Origin of the sequence: Agrobacterium sp. M50-1, from assembly GCF_049843495.1 — a bacterium.
Lineage (GTDB): Bacteria > Pseudomonadota > Alphaproteobacteria > Rhizobiales > Rhizobiaceae > Agrobacterium > Agrobacterium radiobacter.
In genome coordinates, this window is record NZ_JBBHZH010000001.1 from 727,286 (window position 1) to 752,797 (window position 25,512).

A 25,512-nucleotide genomic window follows, 5' to 3' on the forward strand; every position below is an offset into this window, starting at 1 on the left:
TCGTGAATGACATAGAATGATACTAAATGCAACATTAAATGAAATATAAATTCCATTCTTATGAAAATGAAAGATATAAATCATCCCGTCATGAGAGCCCGTTGGGAGAATGGGCAGGGAGAAAGCAATGACATTTTTCAGGAAATTTCTGATCGTGGGCGCTGCGTCGCTTGTGATGGCATCCGGTGCGTTTGCAGCCAATATCGCCGTTGTCGGCGGCAAGAATGACGATGCGTTCTGGAACCTCATCAAAAAAGGTGTCGACGACGCACGCCTCGTGGTCGAGGTGAATGGCGGCAAGGTCAACTATCTCCGCCTGCAGACCTACGACAATTTTGCACCCGATGTGGTGCAGCTGATCCAGACCGCCATCAGCCAGAAGGTCGACGGCCTCGCCATTCCGAACTGGGTTCCGGAAGGCGAGGACCCGACGATCCGGGAAGCCATCAATGCCGGCATCAAGGTCATTCTCATGAATGCCGGGGGGCACGAGAAAGCCAAGGAACTCGGCGCGATCAATTATGTCGGCTCCGATGAATATCTGGCGGGTGTGGCCGGCGGCGAATATTTCGCCAGGCAGGGCAAAAAGAACGTCATCTGTGTCAACACCGTTCCTGGCGCCGCCAATCTCGAAGCACGATGCAAGGGGGTCCTCGACGGCATCACCAAGGCTGGCGGCACCGGCAAGCAGCTGCCGCTTCCCGCCACCAGCTTCGGCGATGCCACCGCCGTCGCCGAAGCGATCAAGGCCACGCTGCTTCAGGACGGCAAGATCGACGGCGTCCTTACCATTTCGGCAGGTGACGCGGATTCGGCCGCCATCGGCGTCATGCAGGCCGGCAAAACCGAAACCGCCCTGCTCGGCACTTTCGATCTCAACCAGTCCGGCCTCGACCGGATCAAGGGCGGAACGCAGGGTTTCGCAATCGACCAGCAGCCCTATCTGCAATCGCTGCTGGCGGTGACGCTTCTGGCCTCGGCCATCGATTTCGGCACCGATCTGCCAACCGCCCCGCTGCTGACTGGACCGAGCATCGTCGACAAATCCAACATCGAAGCCACGCTTGCCGGCGTCGCCAAGGGTGCGCGCTGAGCGGTGAGACACGCCCTGCCCCGACCCCCGCCGTACCGGGGATCGGGACCTGACGGGTAAAGGACACCGCCTCGAAACCCTTGACTAATAGTGGAGTGAACGACGTGAAAAATCTCTCGTTGGGCGACCTTTTGCGCCGTCCGGAATCGGGCGCCTTTCTCGGCCTTGTTTTTGTTCTTGCCTTCTTTGTTGTCTTCGGCAGCATCGAATTTCTGAAACCCGCCGGCGCCGCAAGTTGGCTGAACGTCGCCGCCAATCTCGGTATCGTCGCCATTCCCGTCGGGTTGCTGATGATTTCCGGCGAGCTGGATATTTCCATCGGCGCAATGATCCCGGCCGGCGCGCTGACGGTCGCCATTATCTCCGGTTATTACGGCATGCCGATCTGGCTCGGTATCATCGGCGCGCTTTGCCTTGGTGTACTAGTCGGGCTGATCAATGGCTTTCTGGTCATAAGAACCGTGGTGCCATCCCTGATCGTGACGCTCGGCACGCTCTTTGCCGTGCAGGGTCTGATCCTCGGTTTTTCGGTGCTGCTGACCGGAACGACCAGTGTGGCGCTAAGTCCGGCCCAATCCGGCCCAATCGCCAAATTCCTGTTCGGACAGTTCATCGGCGGCAGTTTTCAGGTCAGCATCGTCTGGTGGCTGCTGCTGACGGCGATCTATGTCTTCTATGTCCATTATTCGCCCTTCGGAAACTGGATCTTCGCCATGGGCGGCGACCGCGTGAGCGCTCGCAACGCCGGTATTCCCACCGACAAGTTGACGGTGACGCTTTTCGTCCTTTCCTCTGTCAGCGCCTCCTTCGTCGGCGTCTGTCAGGCCATATTGTTCAATGTCGCCCAAGTCTCGGCAGGCATGACCTTCATCTTCAACTCCATCATCGCGGTCGTCGTGGGCGGGGTGTTGCTGACCGGCGGCTTCGGTTCGGTGATCGGCATTTTTCTCGGCACCATCACCTTCGCGATCGTCAATCAGGGCATTTATTTCACCGCCTTCGACCGCAACTGGTCGAGCCTCATTATCGGCGTCATGCTGCTCCTGGCCGTGCTCATGAACAACACTTTCCGCGTCATGGCGCTCACCTATTCGCCGAAGAAGAAGTGAGGACGGACAATGACGACACCCATTCTCGAACTTAAGAATGTCAATAAATCCTTCGGCCCCATCGATGTCCTTCACGATATCTCGCTGAAAGTGCGGGCGGGTGAGGTGCTTTGCCTGCTGGGAGACAATGGCGCTGGAAAATCTACGCTGATCAAGACGCTGGCCGGTGTTTACCAGCCCAGTTCCGGCGAATTGTTGATGGATGGAAAGCCGGTCAATTTCGACGGGCCGCGCGACGCACAGCGCATGGGCATTTCCACCGTTCATCAATTCGGCGGAACCTTTCCGTTGATGAGTATCGGCCGTTCCTTCTTCGTTGGCGCCGAACCGACCAAAGGTTTCTGGCCATTCCGGATCTACGACCGCAAGAAAGCCAATGAAATCGCCGTCAAGGCCGTGCAGGAATTCGGTATCACCCGCATCGATGACGGCGACCGCCTGATCGGCGGGCTCTCCGGCGGCGAACGGCAATCGCTCGCCATCGCCCGCGCGGTGCATTTTGGCGCACGCGTTCTCATCCTTGACGAGCCGACGGCGGCGCTGGGCGTGAAACAGGCGTCTCACGTCCTGCGCATCGTGCTGGAAGCGCGCAAGCGCGGGATCGCGGTGATCTTCATCACCCATCAGGTCACCCACGCCATCGCCGTCGGCGACCATTTCGCCGTGCTTATCCGTGGCGCGGTCGCAGCCAACTTCCGCAAGGGCGAAAAATCCCGCGAGGAAATCACTGATCTGATGGCCGGTGGTGAAGCGCTCGCCGATCTAAGCGCAGAGGTGGAAAATTACATGGCCGGTCATGACGGCCATCCGCCGCAGCAACCATCCAAGCAGGACATAGAGAAGGATCAAGACCGATGAAGATCGCCCTAGACCCCCACATGCACCGTTTCACCAGCCTCGAAGCCCTTCCGGCCAAAGTGAAGGAACTCGGCTTCGACTGGATCGAACTCAGCCCGCGCGCCGATTTCCTCGAATGGTTCAGGGCGCCGCGTGTGTTTCCCGAGCGCATCCGGTCCTTCAAGAAGGCGCTGAAAGAGGCCGATGTCGGTATCGCCTCGCTGCTGCCGATGTATCGCTGGGCCTCCAATGACGAGGCCGAACGGCAGGCGGCGGTCAAACACTGGAAACGCGCCATCGAGATCGCCATCGAACTGGAGGTCGACACGATGAACTCCGAATTCGGCCGCGGACCGCATCCCGACAAGGGCTCCTGCTACTGCTGCCATACCGGCTCGATGATCGAGGCCTGCGAGGATGCCTGGTGGCGTTCGATGGAAGAACTGGTGCCGATCTTCGAGCGCGAAAACATCAGCCTGCATGTCGAGCCGCATCCGGAAGACTGGTGCGAGACGCTGCAGCCGGCGCTCGACATCATCCGCACCGTCAATTCGAAGAATGTGAAATTCCTCTATTGCGCGCCGCACACCTTCTATTTCGGCGACGACACCAAAGCGATGCTGCGCGAGGCGAAGGATGTGCTGGCGCATGTGCATGTGGGGGATACCTTCAACCACAAGGCCAGTTCCGGGCTGCGCTACATTCTCAATCCGCCGGGCACACAGGCGCGGGTGCATCAGCACTTGAATATCGGCCAGGGCGAAGTGCCGTGGGACGACTTCTTCGGCACGCTTTCCGAAATCGGCTTCGACGGCATCATGACCTCCTGCGTCTTCGCCTGGGAGGACAGGGCCGATGAATCGAGCAAGTTCATGCGAGCCAAGATGCAGGACTATATCGACCTCTATTTCAAGAAATAACGCGGCAAACCGGCGCTGATGACGAGGCAGACCTTGCCTCAAGCGACAGACCATTCGGAACATCAATTTGAAAGGCGATTGACATGATCAACGGAGAAAGACTGATTTCAAGGCCGCTGCGCTGGGCCATGGTGGGCGGCGGACGCACGGGACAGGTGGGTTACAAGCACCGCACCGGCGCCCTGCGCGACGGCAACTACCAGCTCGTCGCGGGCGCCTTCGACCTCGATGCCGAAAGGGGCAGAGACTTCGGCGTCAACCTCGGCCTGGCGGCGGAACGCTGCTATGCGGATTACAAGGCGCTGATTGCCGGCGAGACGGCGCGCGAAGACGGTGTTGACGTCGTCTCCATCGCCACCCCCAATTTCACCCATTACGAGATCACCAAGGCCTGCCTTGAAGCCGGGCTGCATGTCATCTGCGAAAAGCCGCTATTCTTCACCGTGGCCGAATGCGACGAGGTCGCGCGGCTGGCCGAACAGAAGGGGCTGATCGTCGGCGTCACCTATGGCTTTACCGGGCATCCGCTCGTCCACCAGATGGCGGCCATGGTCAAAAAGGGAATGCTGGGCGACATCCGTATCGTTGACCTGCAATATACCCACGGCTTCAATGCCGGTGACGATGTGGGCGCGGGCGAGGCCGTCAAATGGCGCACCAATCCCCGTACCGCCGGCCCGACCTTCGTGCTGGGCGATATCGGCACGCATCTTTATTATCTCTCGGAAGTCGTGCTGCCGCATATGAAGGTGGAACGGCTGCTCTGCGACCGCAAGGCCTTCATCCCCACCCGCGCGCCGCTGGAAGACCACGCCACCGTTCTGATGCACTATGACAATGGCGCACGCGGCCGTCTCTGGGTCTCCTCCGTCAATGCCGGCAATATGGGATCGCAGCGTTACCGCTTCGTTGGCTCCAAGGCCTCGCTTGAATGGTCTGATTCCCACCCCGACCAACTGATCTACGAGGTTCAGGGCGAACCCGGCCGCATCCTGCACCACGGCATGCCCTATCTGGAACAGGAAAGCCTCGCCATCGATCGTATGGGCGCGCTGCATACCGAAGGCCTCGGTGACAGCTGGTCGAACATCTACCTCTGGATCGCCCAGGCGATCGACGCAGCAAATCGCGGTGACAGGGCCTTTCTGAAAGCCCACCATTATCCCGGCATCACGGCCGGCACCGAAGGCGTTCGCTGGCTGGAAAACTGCGTCCGCTCGGCCGATGCCGGCGCCGCCTGGGTCGACTTCGAATAACCAGTTCGGGGGCGCGCCGGACCACTCTCCCGTCCTCCTCCTCACGCGCGTCCCCATATTTTCTCGGAAAGACAACACGATGAAACTCGCGATTTGTACTGATGTCATGGTGAACCTGTCCTTCACCGATATGCTCGACAAATGCGTCGCGCTTGGCGTCGAAGGCATCGAGATGACCGGCGGCGGCTGGTCCAGTGGCCCGCATTTCCGGGCGGACGAACTTCTGGCGAACAAGGGGCTTCTCAAATCCAAGCTTAAGGAAATCGAGGCCCGCGGCCTCGAAATCGCCGCCCTCAATTGCTCCGCCAACCCGCTCGATCCCGGCGATATGGGCAAGCGCCACCTGAAGGAAATGCAGGACACCGTTCGGCTCGCCGGTGAAATCGGCGTGACAAAGATCGTCACCATGTCCGGCCTGCCGGAGGCGGCGCCCGGCGATACCGTGCCGAACTGGCTCGTCTACACCAAGAGCTGGCCGAACGAGATGCCAGAGCGCGACCGTTACCAGTGGGAAGATCGCGCTTTCCCCCTCTGGCATGGGCTCGTGAAGCTCGCGAAAGAAGCTGGCGTCGAAAAATATGCGCTCGAGAATTTCTCGGCCATGCTTGTCTGGAACCCGGAAACCCTGTTCCGCCTGCGCAACGAAGTCGGCCCGACGGTGGGCATGAATCTCGATCCGTCGCATCTGATGTGGATGGGGGCTGATCCCATCGCATCGGCCCGTGCGCTGGGCGGTGCAATCCACCATTGCCATGGCAAGGACACCCGCATCGAACGCGGCCTGGCGGATGTGAACGGTCTGCTGGAGCTGAAGGAGGTGACTGACGTCGCCAATCGCAGCTGGAACTATGTGGCGGTAGGCGCCGGCCGCGACCTGCAATGGTGGAAGGAGTTCTTCTCCGTCGTGCGCATGGCCGGTTACAATGGCTGGGTGAGCCTCGAAATGGAAGATTTCACCATGTCCACCGAGGCAGGCATCCAGTCCTCCATCGACGCCCTGCAAGCCACCATCAGCCGCTGAGACCTGCTCCGGGCCGCAGAAGGCGGCCCGGCGTCAATTGCGCCACGAGGATGCCATGACCAACCAGATCACCATCACCACCGCTCCCTGCTGCTGGGGCGTCGACGACGTCAAAAATCCCCATCTACCCCATTGGGAAAAGGTGCTGGGCGAGGCGAAGGCCGCCGGTTTCGGCGGTCTGGAACTCGGCCCCTACGGGTATCTGCCGCTCGATCTCAAGCGGGTTTCACAGGCGCTCAATGAGCGCGACCTGAAGATCGTCGCCGGTACGATCTTCGACGATCTGGTCTCACCGGAAAACCGCCACAACCTGTTGCGCCAGACCGACGAGATCTGTGCGTTGATCACCCGTCTGCCAAAACCCGAAATCCATGCCGGCCAGCGTTTTCCCGCCCCCTATCTGACGGTGATGGACTGGGGACATGACGAGCGGGACTATGCCGCCGGCCATTCCGACCGCGCGCCGCGCCTCGATGGAAACGCCTGGAACGGCATGGTGGAAAACATCCGCGCCATCGCAACGCTCGCCCGTGAAAAATACGGCGTGCGCGCCACCATCCATCCACATGCCGGCGGCTACATCGAATTTGCCGATGAGTTGCAGCAGATCGTTGAGGACATTCCCGCAGATCTGGCCGGCCTCTGCCTCGATACCGGCCATATGGCCTATTCCGGCATGGATCCCGTCGCCACGCTTCGCCGCTATTGGGATCGTGTCGATTATATTCATTTCAAGGATATCGACGCCACGGTTTTTGACGCGGTTATGAGAGAACGTATCCGCTTCTTCGACGCCTGCGCCAAAGGCGTCATGTGCCCGATCGGTCGCGGCTCAATCGATTATCCGGCGATCCGCAGCCTTTTGACGGAACTCGGCTATGGCGGCTATATCACCATCGAACAGGAGCGCGATCCGCGCAATGCCGGCGGCATTCTGGATGATCTGGCGGCCAGCAGGGCGTTTCTCGCTGAGTGTGGGTTCTGAGAAAACGGGGCAAATCCGTTGAACCTTTCGCAGAGGCAATAGCGGCCGAGAACCGCGTAAGGACAACATTGAAAATGGCAATGATTGCAGGCGATTTCGTCCCTGTTGACAGCACCTGTCGGTAAACCTAGCCTGTATCACCGCGAGATGATCGAAATTTTTCTTTTTATTTTCATGGTGATACGATGATGACCCGTCGCCAGACCCTGCTGTTTGCCGCTGCCGCCACCGGTCTTTCAACCTTGCCACACCGGAGCCATGCAACAGGCTCATCGGCGCGTGCCGCCGGTTTCTGGTATCCTGAAGAAACCGAACCGCATGAGCGCACTTTCATGCAATGGCCGGTGAACACCGCCGTGCATGATGACCCTGATTTCCTCGATGATCTTCAGAAAACCATCGCAAAAATCGCCAACACCATCGCGGAATTCGAACCGGTGGTAATGCTGGCCGCAGCGCAGCACCATGGCGCGATCCGCCGCCAAGTGTCGCGCAGCGTAGAGTTGTGGGATATTCCAACCGATGATTTGTGGTGCCGCGATTCCGGACCGTCCTTCGTTGTCGATGGCAAGGGCGGACTGGCCATCACGCAGTTCAACTTTAACGGCTGGGGTAACAAACAGACCCATAACGCAGATGGCCGCATTGCCGCGCGGATAGCCGAACGCATGGGCCTTCAGATTTTCGATGCAGGACTGGTGGGAGAGGCCGGAGGCGTTGAAACCGACGGTCACGGCACGCTGATCGCCCATGAAAGCAGCTTCATCAACGCCAACCGCAATCAGAACAGCAAAGCCCGGGTCGAGCAGATGCTGCTGGACACGATGGGCGCACGCAAGATGATCTGGGCGCCGGGAATTATCGGTGCGGACATCACCGATTATCACATCGATGCGCTGGCCCGCTTCGTCAAACCGGGGCAATTGCTGATTCAGATGGGGGGAAAAATCGATCCCGAAGATCCCTGGTCGATCGCCGCCTTCGAGACCCATAATGTCCTGGCCGCCGCCACCGATGCCGAGGGCCGCAAGCTTGAGATGATCATTTTGCCGGAGCCCTACGACATCCGCGCGGATAGCGCAGATTTTGTCTCTTCCTATGTCAATTATTATGTCTGCAACGGCGCCGTAATCGCCGCCGAATTCGGCGACCAGCAAGCCGATGAACGAGCCGCGACCGTTCTTGGCAAGCTCTATCCGAATCGGGAGATAATCACGTTGAATATAGATCCATTGGGTGAAGTAGGCGGCGGCATCCATTGCGCCACCCACGAGCAACCCAAGGTCTGACATGGGAACAGGCACTCATGACGACCATAAGGCGCCGCAACCACGATGCCGAAATGGTGTCAAATTCGCAAAAAGTACTGATGAAGCGATAATGGCGGAGAGGGTGGGATTCGAACCCACGATACCCTTGCAGGTATGCCGCATTTCGAGTGCGGTGCATTCGACCACTCTGCCACCTCTCCGCATGCGCGAACGCTTGCGTTGCGCGCTCCTCTTAAACATCAATGGCCGGGCTGACAAGGGGAATTTCGTGTTTGTGTCACAAATTATTCGTCATGGGTGAGGCTGGGGAAATGCATCGGCTTCTGGCCATTTTCGCAGATATTTTTAAGATGACGCGCACTATCCTCAGCGGTGCGCGCCACATTCGATAGCAGCGTCAGATCCGTTGATAACGCCGCAAGATTTCCAGGATTTTTTCATCCTGCTCCCTATCGGGCAGAAGGGCCGGTTGGCGGCTGGCGCCGACGGAAGAGTCCTGGAGATAAAGCGAGCGTTTGACCATGGCCGGTGCGAAACCGAGAGCGTAGAGATCGGTGCGGAAGTCGGCGTAGATTGCCTGCTGGCGTTCGGCCTCGGCGATATCACCGGCGTTGAAAGCATTGAGAATGCCGGCCAGCACATCCGGCAGCGCGTTGCCGAGGCCGGAAATGCAGCCTGCCGCCCCGTTCTGCAACGACCAGAGAACGAGGTGATCCGGACCGGAATAGACCTCGAAACCGGGCATCTCCTTCGCCACCTGAAGATAGGCTTCGAGCGTCTGCTGAGCGCCGCCGGAATCCTTGATGCCGGCGATATTGCCATGGGTGGCGAGTTTGCGTGCAGTTTCCGGCTCTATGTGGTTCTGGGTGCGGGCGGGAATGTCGTAGAGATAGACAGGCGTTTCAACGGCGTCAGCCACCGTCGAGAAATGGCGGATCAGACCATCCTGAGTGCAGGCGATGAAGAAGGGCGTGATGACGGCGATGCCGTCGACGCCGATACGGTCGAAGGCTTTGGCAAGTTGCAGGGTTTCGAAAGTGGCAGGCATGCCCGCATTCACGATGACCTTGGCACGTCCGGCAACTTCATCCACCACCTCTTCGGTCAGCCGGATTTTTTCCTCATGCGTCAGCGCAGTGAAATCGCCATTGGTGCCGGCGCACATGATGTTGTTGCCGGCGGCCACCTGGCGGCGCACCTGCGCGCGGGTCGCCTGATAATTGATGGTTTCGTCCTCGTTGAAACAGGTGACGAGCGCGACGAAAGCTTGCTTGGTCATGAAATAACTCCGCTTGAATTTGCAATGACGTCGCCGGCGGCGGCCGGATGACGCTGAGATTGCATGTCTGGGTCGGGATCGAGGCTCGCGGACAGAAGAGCACGGGTATAGGCCTCACGCGGCGCTTCGAAAACCTGGCGGACCGTGCCGAACTCCACCACCTCTCCCCGCTGCATGACCATGACGTGATCGGCAAAATCCCGAACCACCGGCAAATCATGCGCGATGAAGATGAAGGAGAGGCCTATTTCGCGGCGCAGCTTATCCAGAAGCGCAATGACCTGAGCCTGCACCGAAACGTCCAGCGCCGACACCGCCTCGTCACAGATGATGAGTTTCGGCTCCAGCGCCAATGCCCGGGCAATCGCGATCCGCTGCCGCTGGCCGCCGGAGAACTGGTGCGGATAACGGCGCATATGTTCCGGCGAGAGGCCCACCTGATGCAGCAATTCGGCAACCCGCTCACGCCATCTTGCCTTGGGCAAGATCTCCGGATGGATGACCCAGGCCTCGGAAATCAGCTGGAACACCGTCATGCGAGGATTGAGCGACTGGGTGGGGTCCTGAAACACCATCTGCAGATCACGCCGGAGCGCAAAGAGTTCCGCAGGCGAAAGCTTGAAGAGATCGCGACCCTTCCACAAGGCGCTGCCCGCATCCGGCTCGTCGAGCCGCAAGAGAATGCGCGCCAGCGTCGATTTGCCGGAACCGCTTTCGCCGACGACGGCAATGGTTTCTCCCGCCATGAGGTCGAAGGAAACACCCTTCAGCGCCTCGAAGGCGCCGTAACGCTTGCGCACGTCGCGCACGCTGAGCAGCGCCTCGCCCGCCGCCTGCGGCTCGTGCATTTCACCCCTGCCGGGTGCGGCACTGATGAGCTTGCGGGTATAGGGGTGCTGCGGATTGCGATAGACCTCACGCACCGTGCCGGCCTCAACCAGAACGCCCTTTTCCATCACCACCACATGATCAGCGATTTCGGCGACGACGCCGAGATCATGGGTAATGATGAGCACGGCCATGCCCGTCTCCCGCTGCAATTCCTTGAGCAGCGAAAGCACCTCGGCCTGCACCGTCACGTCAAGCGCGGTGGTCGGTTCATCCGCGATCAGGAGATCGGGCCGAAGCGCCAGCGCCATGGCGATCATCACGCGCTGGCGCTGGCCGCCGGAAAATTCATGCGGGTATTTCTTCAAGGCCCCATCCGGATCGGGAATGCCGACGCGTGCGACCAGCCGCCTCGCCTCCGCTTCGGCCTTTGCCTTATCCATGCCATGGGTGGTCATCGCCTCGCGGATCTGCCAGCCAACGGTATAGACCGGATTGAGATGGCTGAGCGGGTCCTGAAAGATCATGGCGATACGCCGGCCGTTAATCTCGCGGCGCGCTTCAGCCGGCATTGTCAGAAGGTCCTGACCGTCGAGCAATATCTGACCGCTGCTGATATGTCCGGGTGGCATGTCGATGAGGTTCATGATGGCTGACGATGATACCGACTTGCCCGAACCGCTTTCACCGAGGATAGCCAGCGTTTCGCCGCGGTCGATATGGTAGGAGACATCCTTCACCGCATGGACGACACCGCTTGCGGTATGAAACTCAACGGAAAGGTTGCGTACCTCGAGAAGATGGTCAGCCATGCTTGCGGCCTTTCATTTCCAGCCGCCAGCGCTGCACCGGATCAAGCGCAATGCGCAGCCAGTTGGACAGCAGGTTGAGCGACAGGGTGGTGAGAATGATGGCAAGCCCTGGCCAGAAGGAAAGCCACCAGGCATTGGTGAGATATTGCCGCCCCTGCGAGATCATCAGACCCCAGGTGATTTCCGGCGGCTGAATGCCAATGCCGAGGAATGACAGCGCACTTTCCGCCAGCATCACATAGGCGAAGTCAAGCGTTGCAAGCGTCGTGAGCGTCGGCAGCACGACGGGCAGGATATGGCGGAACAGGATGCGCTTGCCCGATGCGCCCATCACGCGCGCCGCCTGGACGAACATGCGTTCGCGCACCTCCAGCACCTCCGCCCTGGTGGTGCGGATGTAAACGGGAATGCGGGTGATGGCGAGAACCAGCATCAGGTTGAGGATGGAGGAGCCAAGCAGATAAAGCACGATGACCGCGATCAAAAGCGATGGGAACGACATGATCACATCCGCGAGCCGCATGATGATCTGGCCGACACGGTTGGAGGAAAAACCAGCGATCAAGCCGAGCACAGTGCCGGTAATAGCGGAAAGAAGCACCGCGCCCGCCGCAATCATCATCGTATTTTGCGTGGCGGCGACGATGCGCGCGAGAAGCGAACGGCCGAGCGCATCCGCCCCCAGCCAGAAGTACCACTCGCGCTGCCAGTCGAACGGGGCGAGGTTACGCCCGCGCAGGTTCTGTTTCGTCGCCAGATCGCCAAGCCAGGCAGGGCCGACAAAAGCGAGGATAATGACAATGATGAGGAAGATCGCGGCGCAGAGCGCGAATTTATCCGCCCACAACATGCGCAGCATGCGCGTTGAGAAGGAAGGCTCGGCAATGATCTCGGTGTCGGCGCTTGAAACGCTCATGGCTGAAGGGCCTCCTCAGTGCCGGATACGCGGATCGAGGAGCGCATAGGCGATATCGATCAGAAGATTCATCAGGAAGATCGCAAGAGCGGTCACGAGAATGGCGGCCAGCACGACGTTGAAATCGCGCTGAAGAATGGAATCGATCATCAGCTTGCCGACACCGGGAAAACCGAAAATGGTCTCGACGATGACCGCGCCGTTGAGAAGGCTCGCCGCCTGATCACCAATGACGGTGATGACCGGCAGCATGGCGTTGCGTAAGGCGTGGATGAAGATGATGGGTCCCGATTTTACGCCCTTGGCCCGCGCCGTTTTGACATAGGCAGAGGACAACGCGCCGATCATCGAACCGCGCACCACCTGCACTATAATGCCAAAGGGGCGCACGAACAGAACCGCGATCGGCAATATCCAGTGCAGCACGGAGCCCGTGCCTGACGTGGGCAGCCAGGCGAGATTGACGGAAAACACCACAATCGCCACGATCGCCAGCCAGAAATCCGGCACCGAAGCGCCGATCAGCGAAATGCTCGAGGCCATGCGGTCAAAAAAGCCGCCGGAGCGGAAAGCCGCAAGCGAACCGACGACGATTGCGGCGGTGGTGACGAGCGACATGGTGATGACCGCGAGCCACAGTGTCCAGACGAAAGCCTCCAGCACCACATCCAGCGCCGGGCGGGCTTTTCGGAGCGATTCTCCGAGATCCCCCGTCATCACATCGCCCGCATAACGCAGGAACTGCACCATCAGCGGGTCGTTCAGCCCGTGCAGCGCCCGAAACTGCTGCTTCAACTCCTCCGAAGCCTCAACCGGCAAAAACAACGCGGCCGGGTCCCCCGTCAGGCGGGACAGGAAGAAAACCATAACGATGAGGCCGACCAGGGAGATCAGGCTTGCAACGGAACGTTTTCGGATGAAGCTCAGCATGGTTGCCTCCGGTTTTTCAATGCGGCGGCGAAGCTTTCGCTGCGCCGCCGCTTCTCAGTTGACAAGACGCGGGGTCTTATTTGATGCCGATTTCCGAAAGCTGCAGCATCGAGTTCGTTGCAATGGTGGGCTTGAAATCCAGCCGTTCCGAAACGCGGGAGAAGCCGACCATGTGGAACAGCAGCACATCTGCCACCACATCGTCGTGCAGATAGGCGATGAGTTCCGACCAGAGCTTGGCGCGCTCATCACCGACCGCTGCGGATGCACGTTCAATCAGATCATCCACCTTCTTGTCCGAGAAGCCGGACTGGGTACCCTTGGTGGCATATTTGAAGAACATGGTGAAGGACGGGTCGCCCTTTGAGTTGTCGTGCATGGCGGCGACGATCTGCGGTCCGCGGCCTTCCTTGAAGGGCTTGGAGTAATAGCTTTCGTGCTCGGCCACTTCCACGAATTTCAGGTCGATCTTGAAGCCGACATCCTGCAATTGCTGCTGGATCGCTTCCATGATCTCGGTGACGTTGGGGAAATTCGCGGTACGCGCGATGATGGTGATCGGCGTATCCACTTTCACACCGGCAGCCTTGGCTTCCTCGAGCAGCTTCTTTGCGCCCTCGGGATCATAGGGGAAGACCTTGACGTCAGGGTTCCAGCCAAGCGTGGTCGGCGGAACCAGAGCGGTTGCCAGCACGGCGCCTTCGGGAACCAGCGTGCCGAGGAAGGCCTGCCGGTCGATGGCAAGGTTGAGCGCGCGGCGCACCCGCACATCGTTCAGCGGCGCGATATTGTGATCGAGGCGCATATAGACCGTCTCGCTGTCGAGATAGGAAAAGTCGGTCTTCGCATTGGTGGCGTCGAGCTGGGAAATGGAAGGCGAAAGATCGGCTTCGCCGGTCTGCACCATGGCGGCGCGAACTGAAGGATCGGCGCGGAAAAGATAGGTCGCTTCCGTCACCTGCGGCTTGGCGCCCCAATAATCATCGCGTGCGGTGAGCACAATCTGCTGGCCCGGCGTCCAGTTGGTCAGCTTGTAAGGCCCGGTGCCGACAGGCTCGCGAATGAACTCCATCTTGGTTTCTTCGGGAACAATGGTGACGAGCGACATCAGCAGCGGCAGAATGGGCTGCGCCGGCTCGGTCTTGAAGTCGATCGTGTGATCGTCAACGATCGACGGGGTCACGGTCATGCCACCGAAATAACGGCGGGATTCGCAGGCGTTCTTGTCGCTCATGATGCGTTCGAAGCTGTGCTTGACGTCCTTGGCATCGAAACCCGTGCCGTCGGAAAACTTCACGCCTTCACGCAGGTGGAAACGCCAGCTTCCGTCGGCATTCTGCTCCCACTTCTCGGCAAGGCGCGGCTGAACGCCCCTCTTGCCGCGCACATCGAGCTCGGTCAGCGTCTCGCTGACATTTTCCATGATGATGCGACCGATATTGGAGCGGGTGGCCATGCAGGGCTCAAGCAGGTCCGCTTCTTCCGCCAGCACGATCTTGATCGGCCCCGACGCCGCAAGCGCCGGCGAAACCGCGGCGCTGAGGGAACCCAAGACTAGGGCGCCCGCAATCAATGACTTCTTCATTCCGTTCTCCTCCCAGATCAGAAATTCAGCAACATGGCGGCGCACCGCAAGGGACATTCTAAAAGCCCCGTCTCCTGCAATGAGGAGCATGGCGTGCGGATGATCGTCTCCTCCACCCGTAAACAGAGCATCGACGTTATCGAATTTTTTGTCAATTTATTTTTCAAAAGCGGTTTTTATTCACGTCAAATCTTTTATTTTTATTGTTTAAAAACATATAGTTAATTTCGTATATGAAAAACAGCAGCGCGTCTTTTTTTATCAAATAAACTTGACAACTTTTTGAATATGCCATTTTCATCAGGGCAAGAGGAGACCACGATGACCCCTGATGACATCGCTCACGCCATGACCGGAGCCATGCATGCCGTGTCGGAAAACCGGCAGGAAGCATTCCTGCCGTCGCCCATGATCCAGAACCATGCGAGCTTCCTGCACCTTCTGGATGACGGCACCCTGCTCTGCGCCTGGTTTGGCGGCACGCTGGAGGGAAAATCGGATATTTCGATCTTCGCATCCGTGCTGACACATGGTTCAACCCGCTGGGGGCCGCCGCAGCGCCTGAGCCACGACCCCGCCCATTCCGAACAGAACCCGGTCCTCTTCACTGCGCCGGATGGCGTTCTCTGGCTGTTTCACACAGCCCAGCCCTCCGGCAATCAGGATGAATGCCGCATTCGCATGGCGCGGGTAACGCACGACCCGGCAGCACCGGAAAAGCTGTCCGCCGAGGATGGTCGCTTTCTCGACCTTCCGAAGGGCTGCTTCATCCGTTCACCGCTGCGCATTCGCGATGACGGCGCCTGGCTGCTGCCGATCTTCCGCTGCGTCCAGCGCCCCGGACAGAAATGGAACGGCAGCCACGATACGGCAGCACTCGGCATATCCACCGACAATGGCGCGACTTGGCAATTGCAGGAGCTGGAGGAATCGATCGGCTGCGTGCATATGAGCCCGGTCGCAGTGACGAATGGGGACTACGCCGCATTCTTCCGCCGGCGTCAGGCCGATTTCGTCTATCGCACGGAAAGCGTCGATGGCGGCCGCTCATGGTCAAAGCCACAGCCGACCGATGTGCCGAACAATAATTCCTCCATTGCCGTGATCAGGCTCGGCGATGGCAGGCTGGCAATGATCTGCAATCCCGTCAACGCCGCGCAGTCGAGCGATCGCCGCGCCTCGCTTTATGACGAGCTGGGAGAGGAAGACGACAGGCCGGATGCCGATCCGAGCGGTGGCTGTGTGCCGGTCTGGGGTGTGCCGCGCGCGCCGGTTTCGATCTGCCTCTCCAATGATGACGGGCGCAGTTTTACCACTCGGATCCTGATCGAAGACGGGCCGGGCACCTGCCTTTCGAATGATTCGACCGATGGACGCAATCTGGAAATGTCCTATCCGTGGCTTCTGGAAGCGCCGGACGGTACGCTGCATGCGAGCTACACCTATCATCGCCGTGCAATCAAATATGTCCGGCTGGCGCCCGGCTGGGCTGACGAGAACGACGGGAGACAAAGATGAGCAATATCATTGGCATCACCATGGGGGACCCCTGCGGCGTCGGCCCGGAGATCACGGTGCGGGCGCTGGCGGACATGTCCGCGCCGGATCGCGCGGCGACGCGGATTTACGGAAATCTCGCGACGCTGGAAGCGGCGCGGGATGCGCTTGGTGTTGATATCGATCTCTCTCAGCATGTGGTCGACCTGGCCGTGGAAGGCGCGCCGCTGCCCTGGGGTACGTTGTCGCCCGTGGCTGGAGACGCCGCTTTCCGTTTCATTGAAAAGGCGGTTCGCGATGCCGAAGCGGGGGCAATCGGCTGCATCGTCACCGCGCCGATCAACAAGGAAGCCCTGAACCTTGCGGGCCACCATTATGACGGCCACACCGGCATGTTGCGAAGCCTCACCGGCTCCTCGGCCGCCTATATGCTCCTCGCCTCGGAACGGCTGAAGGTCATTCACGTTTCCACCCATGTCTCCCTGCAGGAGGCCATTCGCCGGGCGACGACGGAGCGGGTGCTGGCGACCATCCGCGCCGGCAACGCGCATCTGAAGCGCATCGGTTACGAGCGGCCGCGCATCGCGGTTGCCGGCATCAATCCGCATTGTGGTGAAAACGGCCTGTTCGGCACCGAGGATGACGACCAGATCGCACCGGCGGTCGCCGCCGCCCGCGCCGAAGGCATCGAGGTGCAGGGACCGATTTCCGCCGATACCGTGTTTCATCGGGCTTACTCCGGCGCTTTCGATCTCGTCGTCGCGCAATATCACGATCAGGGCCATATCCCGATCAAGCTTGTCGCTTTCGATACCGCCGTCAACGTCTCGGTCGATCTGCCGATAGACCGCACCTCCGTCGATCACGGCACGGCTTTTGATATCGCCGGCAAGGGCATCGCCAATCACGGCAACATGAATGCGGCCATCGCCTATGCGCGCAAGCTGGTGGCGGGCAAGGAACGGAAGGAATGAGCACCGTGTCTACAGCTCCCATTCTCATCCATCAGCCCCGACGGCTCGCCGTTGGCGCAGGCACCATTTCACAGGTCGGCGCCTGGGCGGGAAAAACCACATCAACCCTGGTTATCGCCACACCGCTGACGGCGAAATTTGCCGAACGGCTGCAATTGCAAGGCCCTTTCACCATATTCGATGCCATTCCCGGCGAGCCGGACACCACAACGCTCGAGGCCGCCCTTGCCGCGGCGCGCGCTACCAAACCGAATCTCGTCATCGGCCTCGGCGGTGGTTCGGTGATGGATGTGGCAAAACTGGTCGCGGCGCTCTGGAATTCTAGCCAGACGCTGGAGGATGTGGCAGGACCGAACAGGGTTGCCGGGCGCGAAACGCGGTTAGTGCAGATCGCAACCACTGCCGGCACCGGCTCGGAGGCCGGCATCCGTTCGCTCATTACCGATCCTGTCAAAGGCAACAAGATCGCGGTCGAAAGCCCTTATCTGATTGCGGATTTCGCCGTGCTAGACCCGGAGCTCACCTATTCCGTGCCATCAGCGGTTACGGCGGCAACGGGGGTGGATGCCATGGCCCATTGCGTCGAGGCTTTCACAAACCGCAAGGCCCATCCGATGATCGACGGTTTCGCCCGCATGGGCTTTGCATTGGTTGGCAAATATCTGGCGCGCGCCGTCCGCGACGGCGCGGATACCGAAGCGCGGGAAGGCATGATGCTCGCCTCCTATTATGGCGGCATCTGCCTCGGCCCGGTCAATACGGCGGCAGGTCACGCGATCGCCTATCCGCTCGGCACGCTTCTCAACCTGCCGCACGGGCTGGCGAACGCCATCGTATTTCCGCATGTTCTGGCCTTCAACCAGCCTGCGGTTTCTGCGAAGACGGCGGAAGTGGCGGGAGCGCTCGGGCTTCGCGAACATCTTTCGCCTGATGATCTGCGCAAGGCGGCGACGGATTTCTGTGCCGGGCTCGGCATCGAAATGTCGCTCGCACGGCACGGCGCGACTGAAGCCGATCTTCCCCGCTACGCTGAGGATGCGCATGCCATCCGCCGGCTGATGGACAACAACCCCGTCGATATGAGCGTCGAAGACGTGCTCGGGATTTACCGCCACGCCTTCTGAGCAAAAATCCGGTGCGCGGACACGCGCATCGGCCTTTGCCGCCCGATTAATCTGTATGCGAAGACTCAAACAGGCGGTCACGCGATCCGGTCAGGTGCTGAAGCATCAATTGGCGTGCCGCGTCTGCATCCCCATCGGCGATCGCCTTAGCGATTGCCTCATGCTCGGCAAAAACACGCGTCAGACCGGATGCCTCCCGCTTCACCGACATGCCGTGGAACTTCATTCCCACTGCGATATGGTCCTTCAGCGCTTCCATCGCGGTGGAGAAATAACTGTTTCGCGCCGCCCGCGCGATAGCGAGGTGGAACTGATAATCGGCGTCCTCGCGGTGCGACTGGCGATTGGTTGCGTCCCGCATCAATTCGAGCGCCTTCCTGATCGCCGCAAGCCTTTCGCCATCGTGCCGCAATGCCGCTGCTGCGGCGGCGGCCGGCTCCAGCGTCAGCCTGAATTCGTAACAGTTGAGAAGATCAGCAACGTTTTCGAGTTGCCCGAAGCCGAGCGGTTCACGCAGACCGAAGGCCCTGACATAGCTGCCGGAGCCTCTGCGGGAATAGATGAAACCCTGCTCGCGCAGCCGCCGGAGCGCCTCGCGCACCACCGGTCGCGATACTTCGAATTCCATGGCGAGTTCATGTTCGGTCGGTAGCCGCTCATCCGGCTTGTAGGCGCCGGATTTGATCGCCCGGTGCATTCTCTCGAAAATAATGTCCGGAAGTGCCTTGCGCGCCGTTTCTTTCATCAGCCCCATCTGGTCAGCTCTCTCCAGCGTCATTGTCGCCAAGCATCATTTTCGCGATCCGTTTCAACGTGTCAGCTTGCCCAAAACCGCCGGACTTCGCAATGATGCATTGGTCTCCGGACCAGCCGACGCCGAGACCCGGTAGGCATTCGCCGGCAAGACGCAAGCGCGAAACGCCCATGGCTCGCAGCACGGCTTCGGCCGTGGCTCCGCCCGACAACAGCAGTCTTGCCGCTCTGGCGGTAAAATCCGGCACGACGCCTTCCGCCAGCCGGTCTGAAACCACAAGCGGCGACAGATTTTCCGTACCCTGTGTCGCTTGAACCAACGTCAGGCCGGCATCCTCATCGGCATGACGGGGCACGATACCATTCGGCGCCTCAACGATCGAAAAAGGTCCAACACTCCCAAGAACGTCAACCTGCTCCACCGTAATCGGATCGCGGGACCCGATGACAAAAAGCCCCTTGCCAGCTGGAACGGCCGCTGCCTCAGGGACAGTTTGGCCCGTCATCGCCTCAGCCAGCGCCTCAGCAAGCCCACGCGCGCCGACCAGAAGATCGGCCCCCTCCGCCTGCGCGGCGGCGAGAGCTTCCCTGATATCGCCCTTCGATTGTGTATCCGGTATCGTGCACCGGCCGGCGTGTCCGCCCAACCTTTCATGAACAGGAATGGCAATTTCGACGCCAAAGCCGGACACGGCTCCACCAGCAACGACACGGCCAAAATCCGGAATGGCGGGCGCGACAAGCGCGTGGCGATAGGAAATCGCATCCATTTCCGCTGCAATATGCCCCTTCAGGCGGGAATCGATTTTCTTGAAGAGAATTGTACCCGCCGGAACCAGCGCCAACAGTTCCTGCGTGCGGCGGCGGGCTTCATCCGCCTTGCCATCACGACAGCCGAGATTGACGCTGAGGACGGCAGGCGCATCCGCGAGCGCTGCACGCACACCGTCAAGCCCGATCGCAACCTCGGTCGCCAGCCCCCGCCCGGCAAAGGGGGCGGCGGCGTCGAGCGCTCCGGTCAGATCATCGGCAAAAATCAGCAGCACCAACGAAGCCTTCATAAAAGTTGTAATGTTTTACATCGATAAATTTATTTATAATCAATAGATAATGGGATGTGAATAACAAAAATTGTAACACCGCATTTCGAATTGACCAAACGGCTGCGAAGACGCCCGCAGAGCGACAGCAGAATTCGGAAATAGTGACAGGGGATGTCAAACGCGGACCGCAGCCCCACATGGCTGGACGGGCAAAGATGACGAAGGCTGAGGTTGCTAGATGAACCGGAAGGGCAGGCCCGAGATGAGCGCTTTGACAAAACGTTTTTTCTGAAAGCGTCCGTTCAGCGATACCCGCGGCAACTGCGTCGGCTTTTCGAGGCTGTGGGGACCAATAACGCCGGCCTGCGTGGTCACGGCCGCAGAAAATCCTGCATCGTGAACGGCTTTCGCTTCGCGTTCTCCCACCGCCCTTACCCAGCCATAGGGATAGGAAAAGGACCGTGGCCGATGGCCGGTATAGGCTTCCACCCGCCGCGCCGATTCTGCGATCTCATAAACCAGACGCACCGCATCTATCTTGCGCATATTCACATGCGTCATGGTATGGGCGCCGAAATGAACCAGAGGATCTTTCGACAGCGTCCTGAGCTCATCCGTATCCATGACGAGTTCGTCCACGATCGCGATGGGTTCGACGCCATGTTGACTCGCGACACGGTCGATTCTTTCCACCGCCTCGTCTTCCGAAAAGTTCTGGACAAAATCTTCAAGTCGCGTGAATGCCTGCGCTTTCTGCGATGGGCTGGCGCACGCCACCTGCTCCGGCCCCGCCCCGAAATCGAATTCGAAAGACGAGACCTTCTGCGTCAGGGCAGCGGCGGTTTCCCACCAAAGGCTGCGTGTTCGCTCGACAAAGCCCGGCGTGATGAAAATCGTGTAAGGCACGGCATATTTGCGGAAGATCGGCGCTGCATACTCGGCATTATTGCGATAGCCATCATCCAGCGTGAAGGCGCAGAATGATCGACCTTCGTGGTTATCGGCTAGCAGAGCCGGCAGATCGTGCAGATGGACCGGAACGAGGCCACATTCGAGCGCAGCCTGTATCGCCTCTTCCAGAAATTGCGGCGTAACTGACAATTGAACGTTCGGAGCAAAGGCCGAAACAGCCCTGCCCGGGCGCACATGGTGAAGTGTAAAAATCACACCACACCCGGCAAAGGACGAAAACGCCGACCGGACAGGCGGGAAAGAACTCACTTCCAACCCCGCCCTTATGGCCCCATATTTTACGAGGCGTTTGAACGGCGGTAAAAATCCCGTTTTCGATTGCCCTGACGCCAGACCGGGCAGGATGCGTTTTTTCATGACCCTCAAGACCGTCAGCGGCAGATCGATCAGGCCCGGCAAGGGATCGTTCAGCACAAAGGAGGCCCAGCTGCGTATCTTGCCGAAAGAGGCGAAATAGTCTCCAATCCTCGTCTGCCCCCTCGTGGCCAGGGTGAAAGCCGCAACGGTATCGCGGACGAGATAGGACCAGGAAACGCCCTGCCGCGCGCTGGCGGGCTGACCTGTCGGTTCGTCATTCGCGACCCGCCACAGCAAAGCACCAAGATCGACGCCCGCGGCCGAACAGAGGCCGAACCACGACCATGGGCGCGGATTGACATCGAGAAGTTTCAACTCTCCATCCCGGCCGTCGAGCTTGAACTCGACCTCGACAAGCCCGCTATGGCCTGCGGATTTCAGCATTTTTCGAGCCGCATTGATCGCTTGCCCATTATCGACAACCTCGACACGGGTGCTGGTATAACCGAAATCGACGGGATATTGCCGGGCGCGCCGAGCTGTGAATTCGGCCACCGGCTCTCCATTGAGCCACAGTGCCGCGTAGGAAAACTGGCTTTCTCCGCCGCCGGGAATGAGTTCCTGCACAACGACGTTGCCAGCGCCGATCTCTCCACTCGCATCGGCGAAAGCGGTCTTCAGCGCCTGGCGATCATCCGCCCGGATCACTTTCGCCCGGGCAATCGTGGTATCACCGCCCCCCATGTTGGGCTTGAGAATGACGGGAAACATCACATCCAGCGCATCGATGTCGGCGTCCGATGTCAATGCATAGGTCCGGGGAATGCTGACGCCAAGCTCCGCCGCACGCTTGTAAAGCAGCGGTTTTTCACACAGCCATTGCAGAGCCGCCCAATCCGGCAGAACGATTTTGTAAAGAGCGGAAAGCTCCTCACGGTGCTGCGAAATGAGCTGGACCTCGCCATCGCCGGACGGCACCAGCAGACAGCCCTTCAAACCGTGCTTCTCGGCCATTTGACGCAGGAACACGATTGCCCCGGCATCATGCGGGCCAGCCCAGCGAATTGTTTGCCGCACGAAGCGAGACCAGCCCGGCAAGGGGGAATCGTGGGTAAGATAATGGACGGGCACATTCAGGGCACCAAGGCTGCGCGCAAGGGCAAGCGTGCCGTGAGCGCCGCCGACAATAACAACACCTGGAATGGTCAAAGCCTGATCCCCGTCCTATTCCATATCTTGATCGCAAAAATTGATAAATAAATTCGATATTTCGAAAGTATTGAGCGGAGAGATATCGAATGGCGCGGAAGGCCAAAGCGCCTGTGCTCTTTATTCCTTCGGCAGGCGCTTTGACGTTGCTTTGAAAAGACGGCGACCTTCAAGCCTCTTTGCGGACGGGGCGCGGCTCACCATTGTCATCCACCGCGACCATGATGAAGACGGCCTCCGTCACCTTTTCGCGTGAATCCTGATAATGCCTGCGGGTCCAGGCCTCTATCTTGAGCGTGACGGAGGTGCGGCCGATCTTTTCGATCCTGGTATAGACGCACAATGTATCGCCGATCTTGACCGGCTTCTTGAAGACGATCTCATTGACTGCCACGGTGACGGTGCGGCCCCCGGCCACATCATTGGCGCGAACGAAAGCGGCAAGGTCCATTTGCGACATGACCCAGCCGCCGAAAATATCACCGGCCGGGTTGGCGTCGGCGGGCATTGCAAGCGTTCTGAGCGTGAGTTCCATGTCGGCGGGCGGTTGCTGGTCCATGTCTCAAAATCCTTTCACAAACCTCCCGCTGCCGGACTTAAACAACCGCGCCCTATCCGCCAATAGCCGATTTTTCGCGGCAGCCCTTCCAAAACAGCAAGGAATCATAGGGCCATCGTAAGCTTCGGTTAACCATGATGGGGCACGATTCCAAAAAACGCGAGGGCGTGCGAATGGCCTATGACTGGAGTGGAAACAACACAATACAGCAGCGCTACGACCGCATCGTCCTGGCGGTTGCAAGCGTCGTCGCCATCAGCCTGGCGACAGGCACACTTGCCCTACGCTCGCAGGTGGAGCCGGAAGCCACGATAAGCCTCGTCAAACAGCAACGGCTCGCTTCAGATAGCTGGCATTTGCGGCTCTGATCCGCTCCCATCAGGCTCCCAGCCCGACGATCTACTGCGGCGCACTATCGGGCCTGGAAATATTTTCCTTCGGAAAGGTGTGGTCGAGATGGGCCACTTGAGGCGTGAGGATCGACAGGAATGTTTCCGACCGGCCGATATAGATGATCGCCGCGCCGTCGATCCCGTTCAAAACCTCCGCCAGCGTATCCTGCGTCTGTTTTTCGAGCCCTTCCAGCAAATCGTCGATCACGAGGAATTTCGGCTTCAAAAGCAGGGCATTGGCAACACGGATGCTGGCCTGCTCATCCGAATCCAGTTTCTTGTCCCAACGGATATTTTCATCGAGACGTGAGGCCATTTCTCCAAGCCCGCATGCGGTGAGCGCCGCGAGATAATCCGCATCCGTAAACCGCTGCGGCGCGCGCGGATAGGCGAGGATTTCGCGCAGCGAACCCGACGGCAGATAGCCGTGCTGGGCGATGAAAAGCGTGTCGGATTGTTCGGGCATCTCGATCCTGCCCTGTCCCCAGGGCCAGAGCCCCGCCATGGCCGCAAACAGCAGCCGCCTGTTCACGCCCTGCTCGCCGTTTATCATCAGCCGTTCGCCCGACCCGACCTCGATCTCAGCCTCGCGCAGCCTGAACCCACGCTCCATATCCTGCCCGCCCGCATCACGGCAGATCGTGACCGACTGCAGACGGACCTTTTCATTTTCTGCGCTGCGTTGCAGATCGATCGTAAGGCCGTGCTGTTCAACGCTGTCCATCTGGATAAGGGCGTTTCGGAAGACGGAAACGCGCTGCAATGTCGCCTTCCAGCTGGCGATAGGGCCGAAATTGTCGATATACCAGCGCAGCGCCGTATTGACCTGGTTGAAGGCGCCGACGGCCATCATCAGCCCGCCGAAGGTGAGGTTGCCGGAAAAATAGACCGGCGCCGCGATCAGGATCGGCGCCACCACCGCCAGCCAGCCATACCCTGCCGAGACCCATGTGAGATGCGTCAGCGCCATGGCAAGGCCCCGGATGACGCCAAGCACCGCATCAATATCGATACCGATCCGCCGCCTTTCGTTCTTCTCACCACGTGCAAGCGCAATGGCGGCAAGGTTTTCGCTCGCCCGCATCAATGAAAAACGCAATTCCGCTTCTTTGGAATAACGTTCGGCATTCAGCCCGACCAGCCGATAACCGACGAGATTGCTGAGAAGCGAGGCGGAACCGGCATAAAAGATCGCCGCCCAGACCATATAGCCGGGAATAGCATAAGTATCGCCGCTGATGGTGATGGTGAAACCGGCCGAGAGCGACCAGAGGACGCCGATAAAGCTGACGAGCAGAATCGTCGCATTCACGAGACCGATGGAAAGCGCCGTACTGCTTTCCGCAAGGTTGCGGACATCGTCATGCAGACGCTGATCCGGGTTGATGGCGATCGTGCCGAAACCGGCAAGACGGGCGGCGCGACCCGGTTTCAGCCATTGATCCACCATATCCTTGGCAAGACCTTCGCGCATGTTCAGCGCCGTCATCTGGTTCAGCCAGGTCTGGATGACGTTGAGGAGAAGCAGCAGTCCCGCGATGATGGCGAAGACCTCGAGCTGATGAATGAAGGCATCGAGATCGCGCCGTTCCAGCGCATTGTAAAACGGCGCATTCCATTCATTGAGCCTGATCTGCCCATAGGCCGTGAGTAATATAACCGTGAGCAGCGCGATCGACAGCAAAATCAGCCGGGTGCGTACCGGCGATGTCCAGAAGGCGCGCCCCATCATCCGCAGCTGGGCGGGAAAATCGAGATCGAAACCCGAAAGATTAGCCGCGCTTTTGCGCTGATCGTCGGTCACGGTTGTTGCCATTCATTCCATTCCGAAACGTCAGTCGGCAAAGAAA

The 25,512-nt window shown here is 59.5% G+C and carries 22 protein-coding genes and 1 tRNA gene; 12 read left to right on the forward strand and 11 right to left on the reverse strand.

The window, feature by feature from the left end:
* The first annotated feature begins 127 nt into the window (after positions 1–127).
* From WDZ78_RS03310 to WDZ78_RS03345, 8 genes are all read left to right on the forward strand, one after another.
* Positions 128–1,093: a substrate-binding domain-containing protein gene (locus WDZ78_RS03310; RefSeq protein WP_425672304.1), complete on the forward strand. Its 966-nt coding sequence runs from the start codon at positions 128–130 to the stop codon at positions 1,091–1,093.
* A gap of 104 nt (positions 1,094–1,197) precedes the next feature.
* The gene (locus WDZ78_RS03315; protein ID WP_165001486.1) at positions 1,198–2,202 is read left to right on the forward strand and encodes an ABC transporter permease; all 1,005 of its coding nucleotides are present in this window, start codon (positions 1,198–1,200) and stop codon (positions 2,200–2,202) included.
* A gap of 9 nt (positions 2,203–2,211) precedes the next feature.
* On the forward strand, positions 2,212–3,060 hold the full coding sequence (locus WDZ78_RS03320; RefSeq protein ID WP_425672305.1) for an ATP-binding cassette domain-containing protein: 849 nt from the start codon (positions 2,212–2,214) through the stop codon (positions 3,058–3,060).
* Positions 3,057–3,959: a sugar phosphate isomerase/epimerase family protein gene (locus tag WDZ78_RS03325; RefSeq protein ID WP_425672306.1), complete on the forward strand. Its 903-nt coding sequence runs from the start codon at positions 3,057–3,059 to the stop codon at positions 3,957–3,959. Before WDZ78_RS03320 ends, WDZ78_RS03325 begins: the two co-directional genes overlap by 4 nt.
* Before the next feature lie 83 nt (positions 3,960–4,042).
* Positions 4,043–5,215, forward strand: coding sequence for a Gfo/Idh/MocA family protein (locus WDZ78_RS03330; RefSeq protein ID WP_425672307.1), 1,173 nt, complete (start codon positions 4,043–4,045; stop codon positions 5,213–5,215).
* Positions 5,216–5,294: 79 nt separating this feature from the next.
* Positions 5,295–6,236, forward strand: coding sequence for a sugar phosphate isomerase/epimerase family protein (locus WDZ78_RS03335; protein WP_111798414.1), 942 nt, complete (start codon positions 5,295–5,297; stop codon positions 6,234–6,236).
* Positions 6,237–6,291: 55 nt separating this feature from the next.
* Complete coding sequence (locus WDZ78_RS03340) at positions 6,292–7,221, forward strand: sugar phosphate isomerase/epimerase family protein (protein ID WP_425672308.1); 930 nt, start codon at positions 6,292–6,294, stop codon at positions 7,219–7,221.
* A gap of 185 nt (positions 7,222–7,406) precedes the next feature.
* Positions 7,407–8,510, forward strand: coding sequence for an agmatine deiminase family protein (locus tag WDZ78_RS03345; RefSeq protein ID WP_425672309.1), 1,104 nt, complete (start codon positions 7,407–7,409; stop codon positions 8,508–8,510).
* A gap of 92 nt (positions 8,511–8,602) precedes the next feature.
* Here WDZ78_RS03345 and WDZ78_RS03350 read toward each other — a convergent pair.
* From WDZ78_RS03350 to WDZ78_RS03375, 6 genes are all read right to left on the reverse strand, one after another.
* Positions 8,603–8,692, reverse strand: a tRNA-Ser gene (locus WDZ78_RS03350).
* Between the two features lie 197 nt (positions 8,693–8,889).
* The gene (locus tag WDZ78_RS03355; RefSeq protein ID WP_425672310.1) at positions 8,890–9,771 is read right to left on the reverse strand and encodes a dihydrodipicolinate synthase family protein; all 882 of its coding nucleotides are present in this window, start codon (positions 9,769–9,771) and stop codon (positions 8,890–8,892) included.
* Complete coding sequence (locus tag WDZ78_RS03360; protein WP_425672311.1) at positions 9,768–11,411, reverse strand: ABC transporter ATP-binding protein; 1,644 nt, start codon at positions 11,409–11,411, stop codon at positions 9,768–9,770. The genes WDZ78_RS03355 and WDZ78_RS03360 overlap by 4 nt, the downstream gene beginning before the upstream one ends.
* Entirely contained in the window at positions 11,404–12,327 is a 924-nt protein-coding gene (locus WDZ78_RS03365) for an ABC transporter permease (protein WP_425672312.1), read from the reverse strand. The genes WDZ78_RS03360 and WDZ78_RS03365 overlap by 8 nt, the downstream gene beginning before the upstream one ends.
* A 15-nt stretch (positions 12,328–12,342) precedes the next feature.
* Positions 12,343–13,257 carry an ABC transporter permease gene (locus tag WDZ78_RS03370; RefSeq protein WP_020009124.1) on the reverse strand — a complete coding sequence of 305 codons (915 nt, stop codon included), beginning with the start codon at positions 13,255–13,257 and terminating at the stop codon, positions 12,343–12,345.
* A gap of 76 nt (positions 13,258–13,333) precedes the next feature.
* Positions 13,334–14,842 carry an ABC transporter substrate-binding protein gene (locus WDZ78_RS03375; protein WP_425672313.1) on the reverse strand — a complete coding sequence of 503 codons (1,509 nt, stop codon included), beginning with the start codon at positions 14,840–14,842 and terminating at the stop codon, positions 13,334–13,336.
* A 321-nt stretch (positions 14,843–15,163) separates the two neighbouring features.
* Between WDZ78_RS03375 and WDZ78_RS03380 the strand changes: the two genes are divergently transcribed.
* The 3 genes from WDZ78_RS03380 to WDZ78_RS03390 are packed head-to-tail and all read left to right on the forward strand — an operon-like array spanning position 15,164 to position 18,437.
* The gene (locus tag WDZ78_RS03380; RefSeq protein ID WP_425672314.1) at positions 15,164–16,360 is read left to right on the forward strand and encodes a sialidase family protein; all 1,197 of its coding nucleotides are present in this window, start codon (positions 15,164–15,166) and stop codon (positions 16,358–16,360) included.
* On the forward strand, positions 16,357–17,313 hold the full coding sequence (gene pdxA / locus WDZ78_RS03385) for a 4-hydroxythreonine-4-phosphate dehydrogenase PdxA (RefSeq protein WP_425672315.1): 957 nt from the start codon (positions 16,357–16,359) through the stop codon (positions 17,311–17,313). Before WDZ78_RS03380 ends, pdxA begins: the two co-directional genes overlap by 4 nt.
* Positions 17,310–18,437 (forward strand): iron-containing alcohol dehydrogenase, encoded by a 1,128-nt coding sequence (locus tag WDZ78_RS03390; RefSeq protein ID WP_425672316.1) that lies wholly within the window; start codon positions 17,310–17,312, stop codon positions 18,435–18,437. The genes pdxA and WDZ78_RS03390 overlap by 4 nt, the downstream gene beginning before the upstream one ends.
* Positions 18,438–18,483: 46 nt before the next feature.
* On the opposite strand, the gene WDZ78_RS03395 is transcribed toward WDZ78_RS03390, so the two are convergent.
* The 4 genes from WDZ78_RS03395 to WDZ78_RS03410 all read right to left on the reverse strand — a co-directional run bounded on the left by WDZ78_RS03395 (position 18,484) and on the right by WDZ78_RS03410 (position 23,270).
* Positions 18,484–19,191: a FadR/GntR family transcriptional regulator gene (locus tag WDZ78_RS03395; protein WP_112294057.1), complete on the reverse strand. Its 708-nt coding sequence runs from the start codon at positions 19,189–19,191 to the stop codon at positions 18,484–18,486.
* 4 nt (positions 19,192–19,195) lie between these two features.
* Positions 19,196–20,236: a four-carbon acid sugar kinase family protein gene (locus WDZ78_RS03400; protein ID WP_425672317.1), complete on the reverse strand. Its 1,041-nt coding sequence runs from the start codon at positions 20,234–20,236 to the stop codon at positions 19,196–19,198.
* A 231-nt stretch (positions 20,237–20,467) separates the two neighbouring features.
* Positions 20,468–22,711 (reverse strand): polysaccharide deacetylase family protein, encoded by a 2,244-nt coding sequence (locus tag WDZ78_RS03405; protein WP_425672318.1) that lies wholly within the window; start codon positions 22,709–22,711, stop codon positions 20,468–20,470.
* 169 nt (positions 22,712–22,880) lie between these two features.
* Positions 22,881–23,270, reverse strand: a complete 390-nt coding sequence (locus WDZ78_RS03410) for an acyl-CoA thioesterase (RefSeq protein ID WP_003506036.1) — start codon at positions 23,268–23,270, stop codon at positions 22,881–22,883.
* A 173-nt stretch (positions 23,271–23,443) separates the two neighbouring features.
* Here WDZ78_RS03410 and WDZ78_RS03415 point away from each other — a divergent pair, with 173 nt between their 5' ends.
* Positions 23,444–23,638, forward strand: a complete 195-nt coding sequence (locus WDZ78_RS03415; RefSeq protein ID WP_026363388.1) for a hypothetical protein — start codon at positions 23,444–23,446, stop codon at positions 23,636–23,638.
* Between the two features lie 31 nt (positions 23,639–23,669).
* Here the strand turns inward: WDZ78_RS03415 and WDZ78_RS03420 are convergent, their stop codons facing one another.
* Positions 23,670–25,478, reverse strand: coding sequence for an ABC transporter ATP-binding protein/permease (locus WDZ78_RS03420; protein ID WP_020009136.1), 1,809 nt, complete (start codon positions 25,476–25,478; stop codon positions 23,670–23,672).
* Positions 25,479–25,512 lie beyond the last annotated feature (34 nt).

Coding starts and splice junctions, on each gene's coding strand:
- WDZ78_RS03310 (WP_425672304.1), top strand. CDS start 128: ATGACATTTTTCAGGAAATTTCTGATCGTGGGCGCTGCGTCGCTTGTG.
- WDZ78_RS03320 (WP_425672305.1), top strand. CDS start 2,212: ATGACGACACCCATTCTCGAACTTAAGAATGTCAATAAATCCTTCGGC.
- WDZ78_RS03325 (WP_425672306.1), top strand. CDS start 3,057: ATGAAGATCGCCCTAGACCCCCACATGCACCGTTTCACCAGCCTCGAA.
- WDZ78_RS03330 (WP_425672307.1), top strand. CDS start 4,043: ATGATCAACGGAGAAAGACTGATTTCAAGGCCGCTGCGCTGGGCCATG.
- WDZ78_RS03335 (WP_111798414.1), top strand. CDS start 5,295: ATGAAACTCGCGATTTGTACTGATGTCATGGTGAACCTGTCCTTCACC.
- WDZ78_RS03340 (WP_425672308.1), top strand. CDS start 6,292: ATGACCAACCAGATCACCATCACCACCGCTCCCTGCTGCTGGGGCGTC.
- WDZ78_RS03345 (WP_425672309.1), top strand. CDS start 7,407: ATGATGACCCGTCGCCAGACCCTGCTGTTTGCCGCTGCCGCCACCGGT.
- WDZ78_RS03355 (WP_425672310.1), bottom strand. CDS start 9,771: ATGACCAAGCAAGCTTTCGTCGCGCTCGTCACCTGTTTCAACGAGGAC.
- WDZ78_RS03360 (WP_425672311.1), bottom strand. CDS start 11,411: ATGGCTGACCATCTTCTCGAGGTACGCAACCTTTCCGTTGAGTTTCAT.
- WDZ78_RS03365 (WP_425672312.1), bottom strand. CDS start 12,327: ATGAGCGTTTCAAGCGCCGACACCGAGATCATTGCCGAGCCTTCCTTC.
- WDZ78_RS03370 (WP_020009124.1), bottom strand. CDS start 13,257: ATGCTGAGCTTCATCCGAAAACGTTCCGTTGCAAGCCTGATCTCCCTG.
- WDZ78_RS03375 (WP_425672313.1), bottom strand. CDS start 14,842: ATGAAGAAGTCATTGATTGCGGGCGCCCTAGTCTTGGGTTCCCTCAGC.
- WDZ78_RS03380 (WP_425672314.1), top strand. CDS start 15,164: ATGACCCCTGATGACATCGCTCACGCCATGACCGGAGCCATGCATGCC.
- pdxA (WP_425672315.1), top strand. CDS start 16,357: ATGAGCAATATCATTGGCATCACCATGGGGGACCCCTGCGGCGTCGGC.
- WDZ78_RS03390 (WP_425672316.1), top strand. CDS start 17,310: ATGAGCACCGTGTCTACAGCTCCCATTCTCATCCATCAGCCCCGACGG.
- WDZ78_RS03395 (WP_112294057.1), bottom strand. CDS start 19,191: ATGGGGCTGATGAAAGAAACGGCGCGCAAGGCACTTCCGGACATTATT.
- WDZ78_RS03410 (WP_003506036.1), bottom strand. CDS start 23,270: ATGGACCAGCAACCGCCCGCCGACATGGAACTCACGCTCAGAACGCTT.
- WDZ78_RS03415 (WP_026363388.1), top strand. CDS start 23,444: ATGGCCTATGACTGGAGTGGAAACAACACAATACAGCAGCGCTACGAC.
- WDZ78_RS03420 (WP_020009136.1), bottom strand. CDS start 25,478: ATGGCAACAACCGTGACCGACGATCAGCGCAAAAGCGCGGCTAATCTT.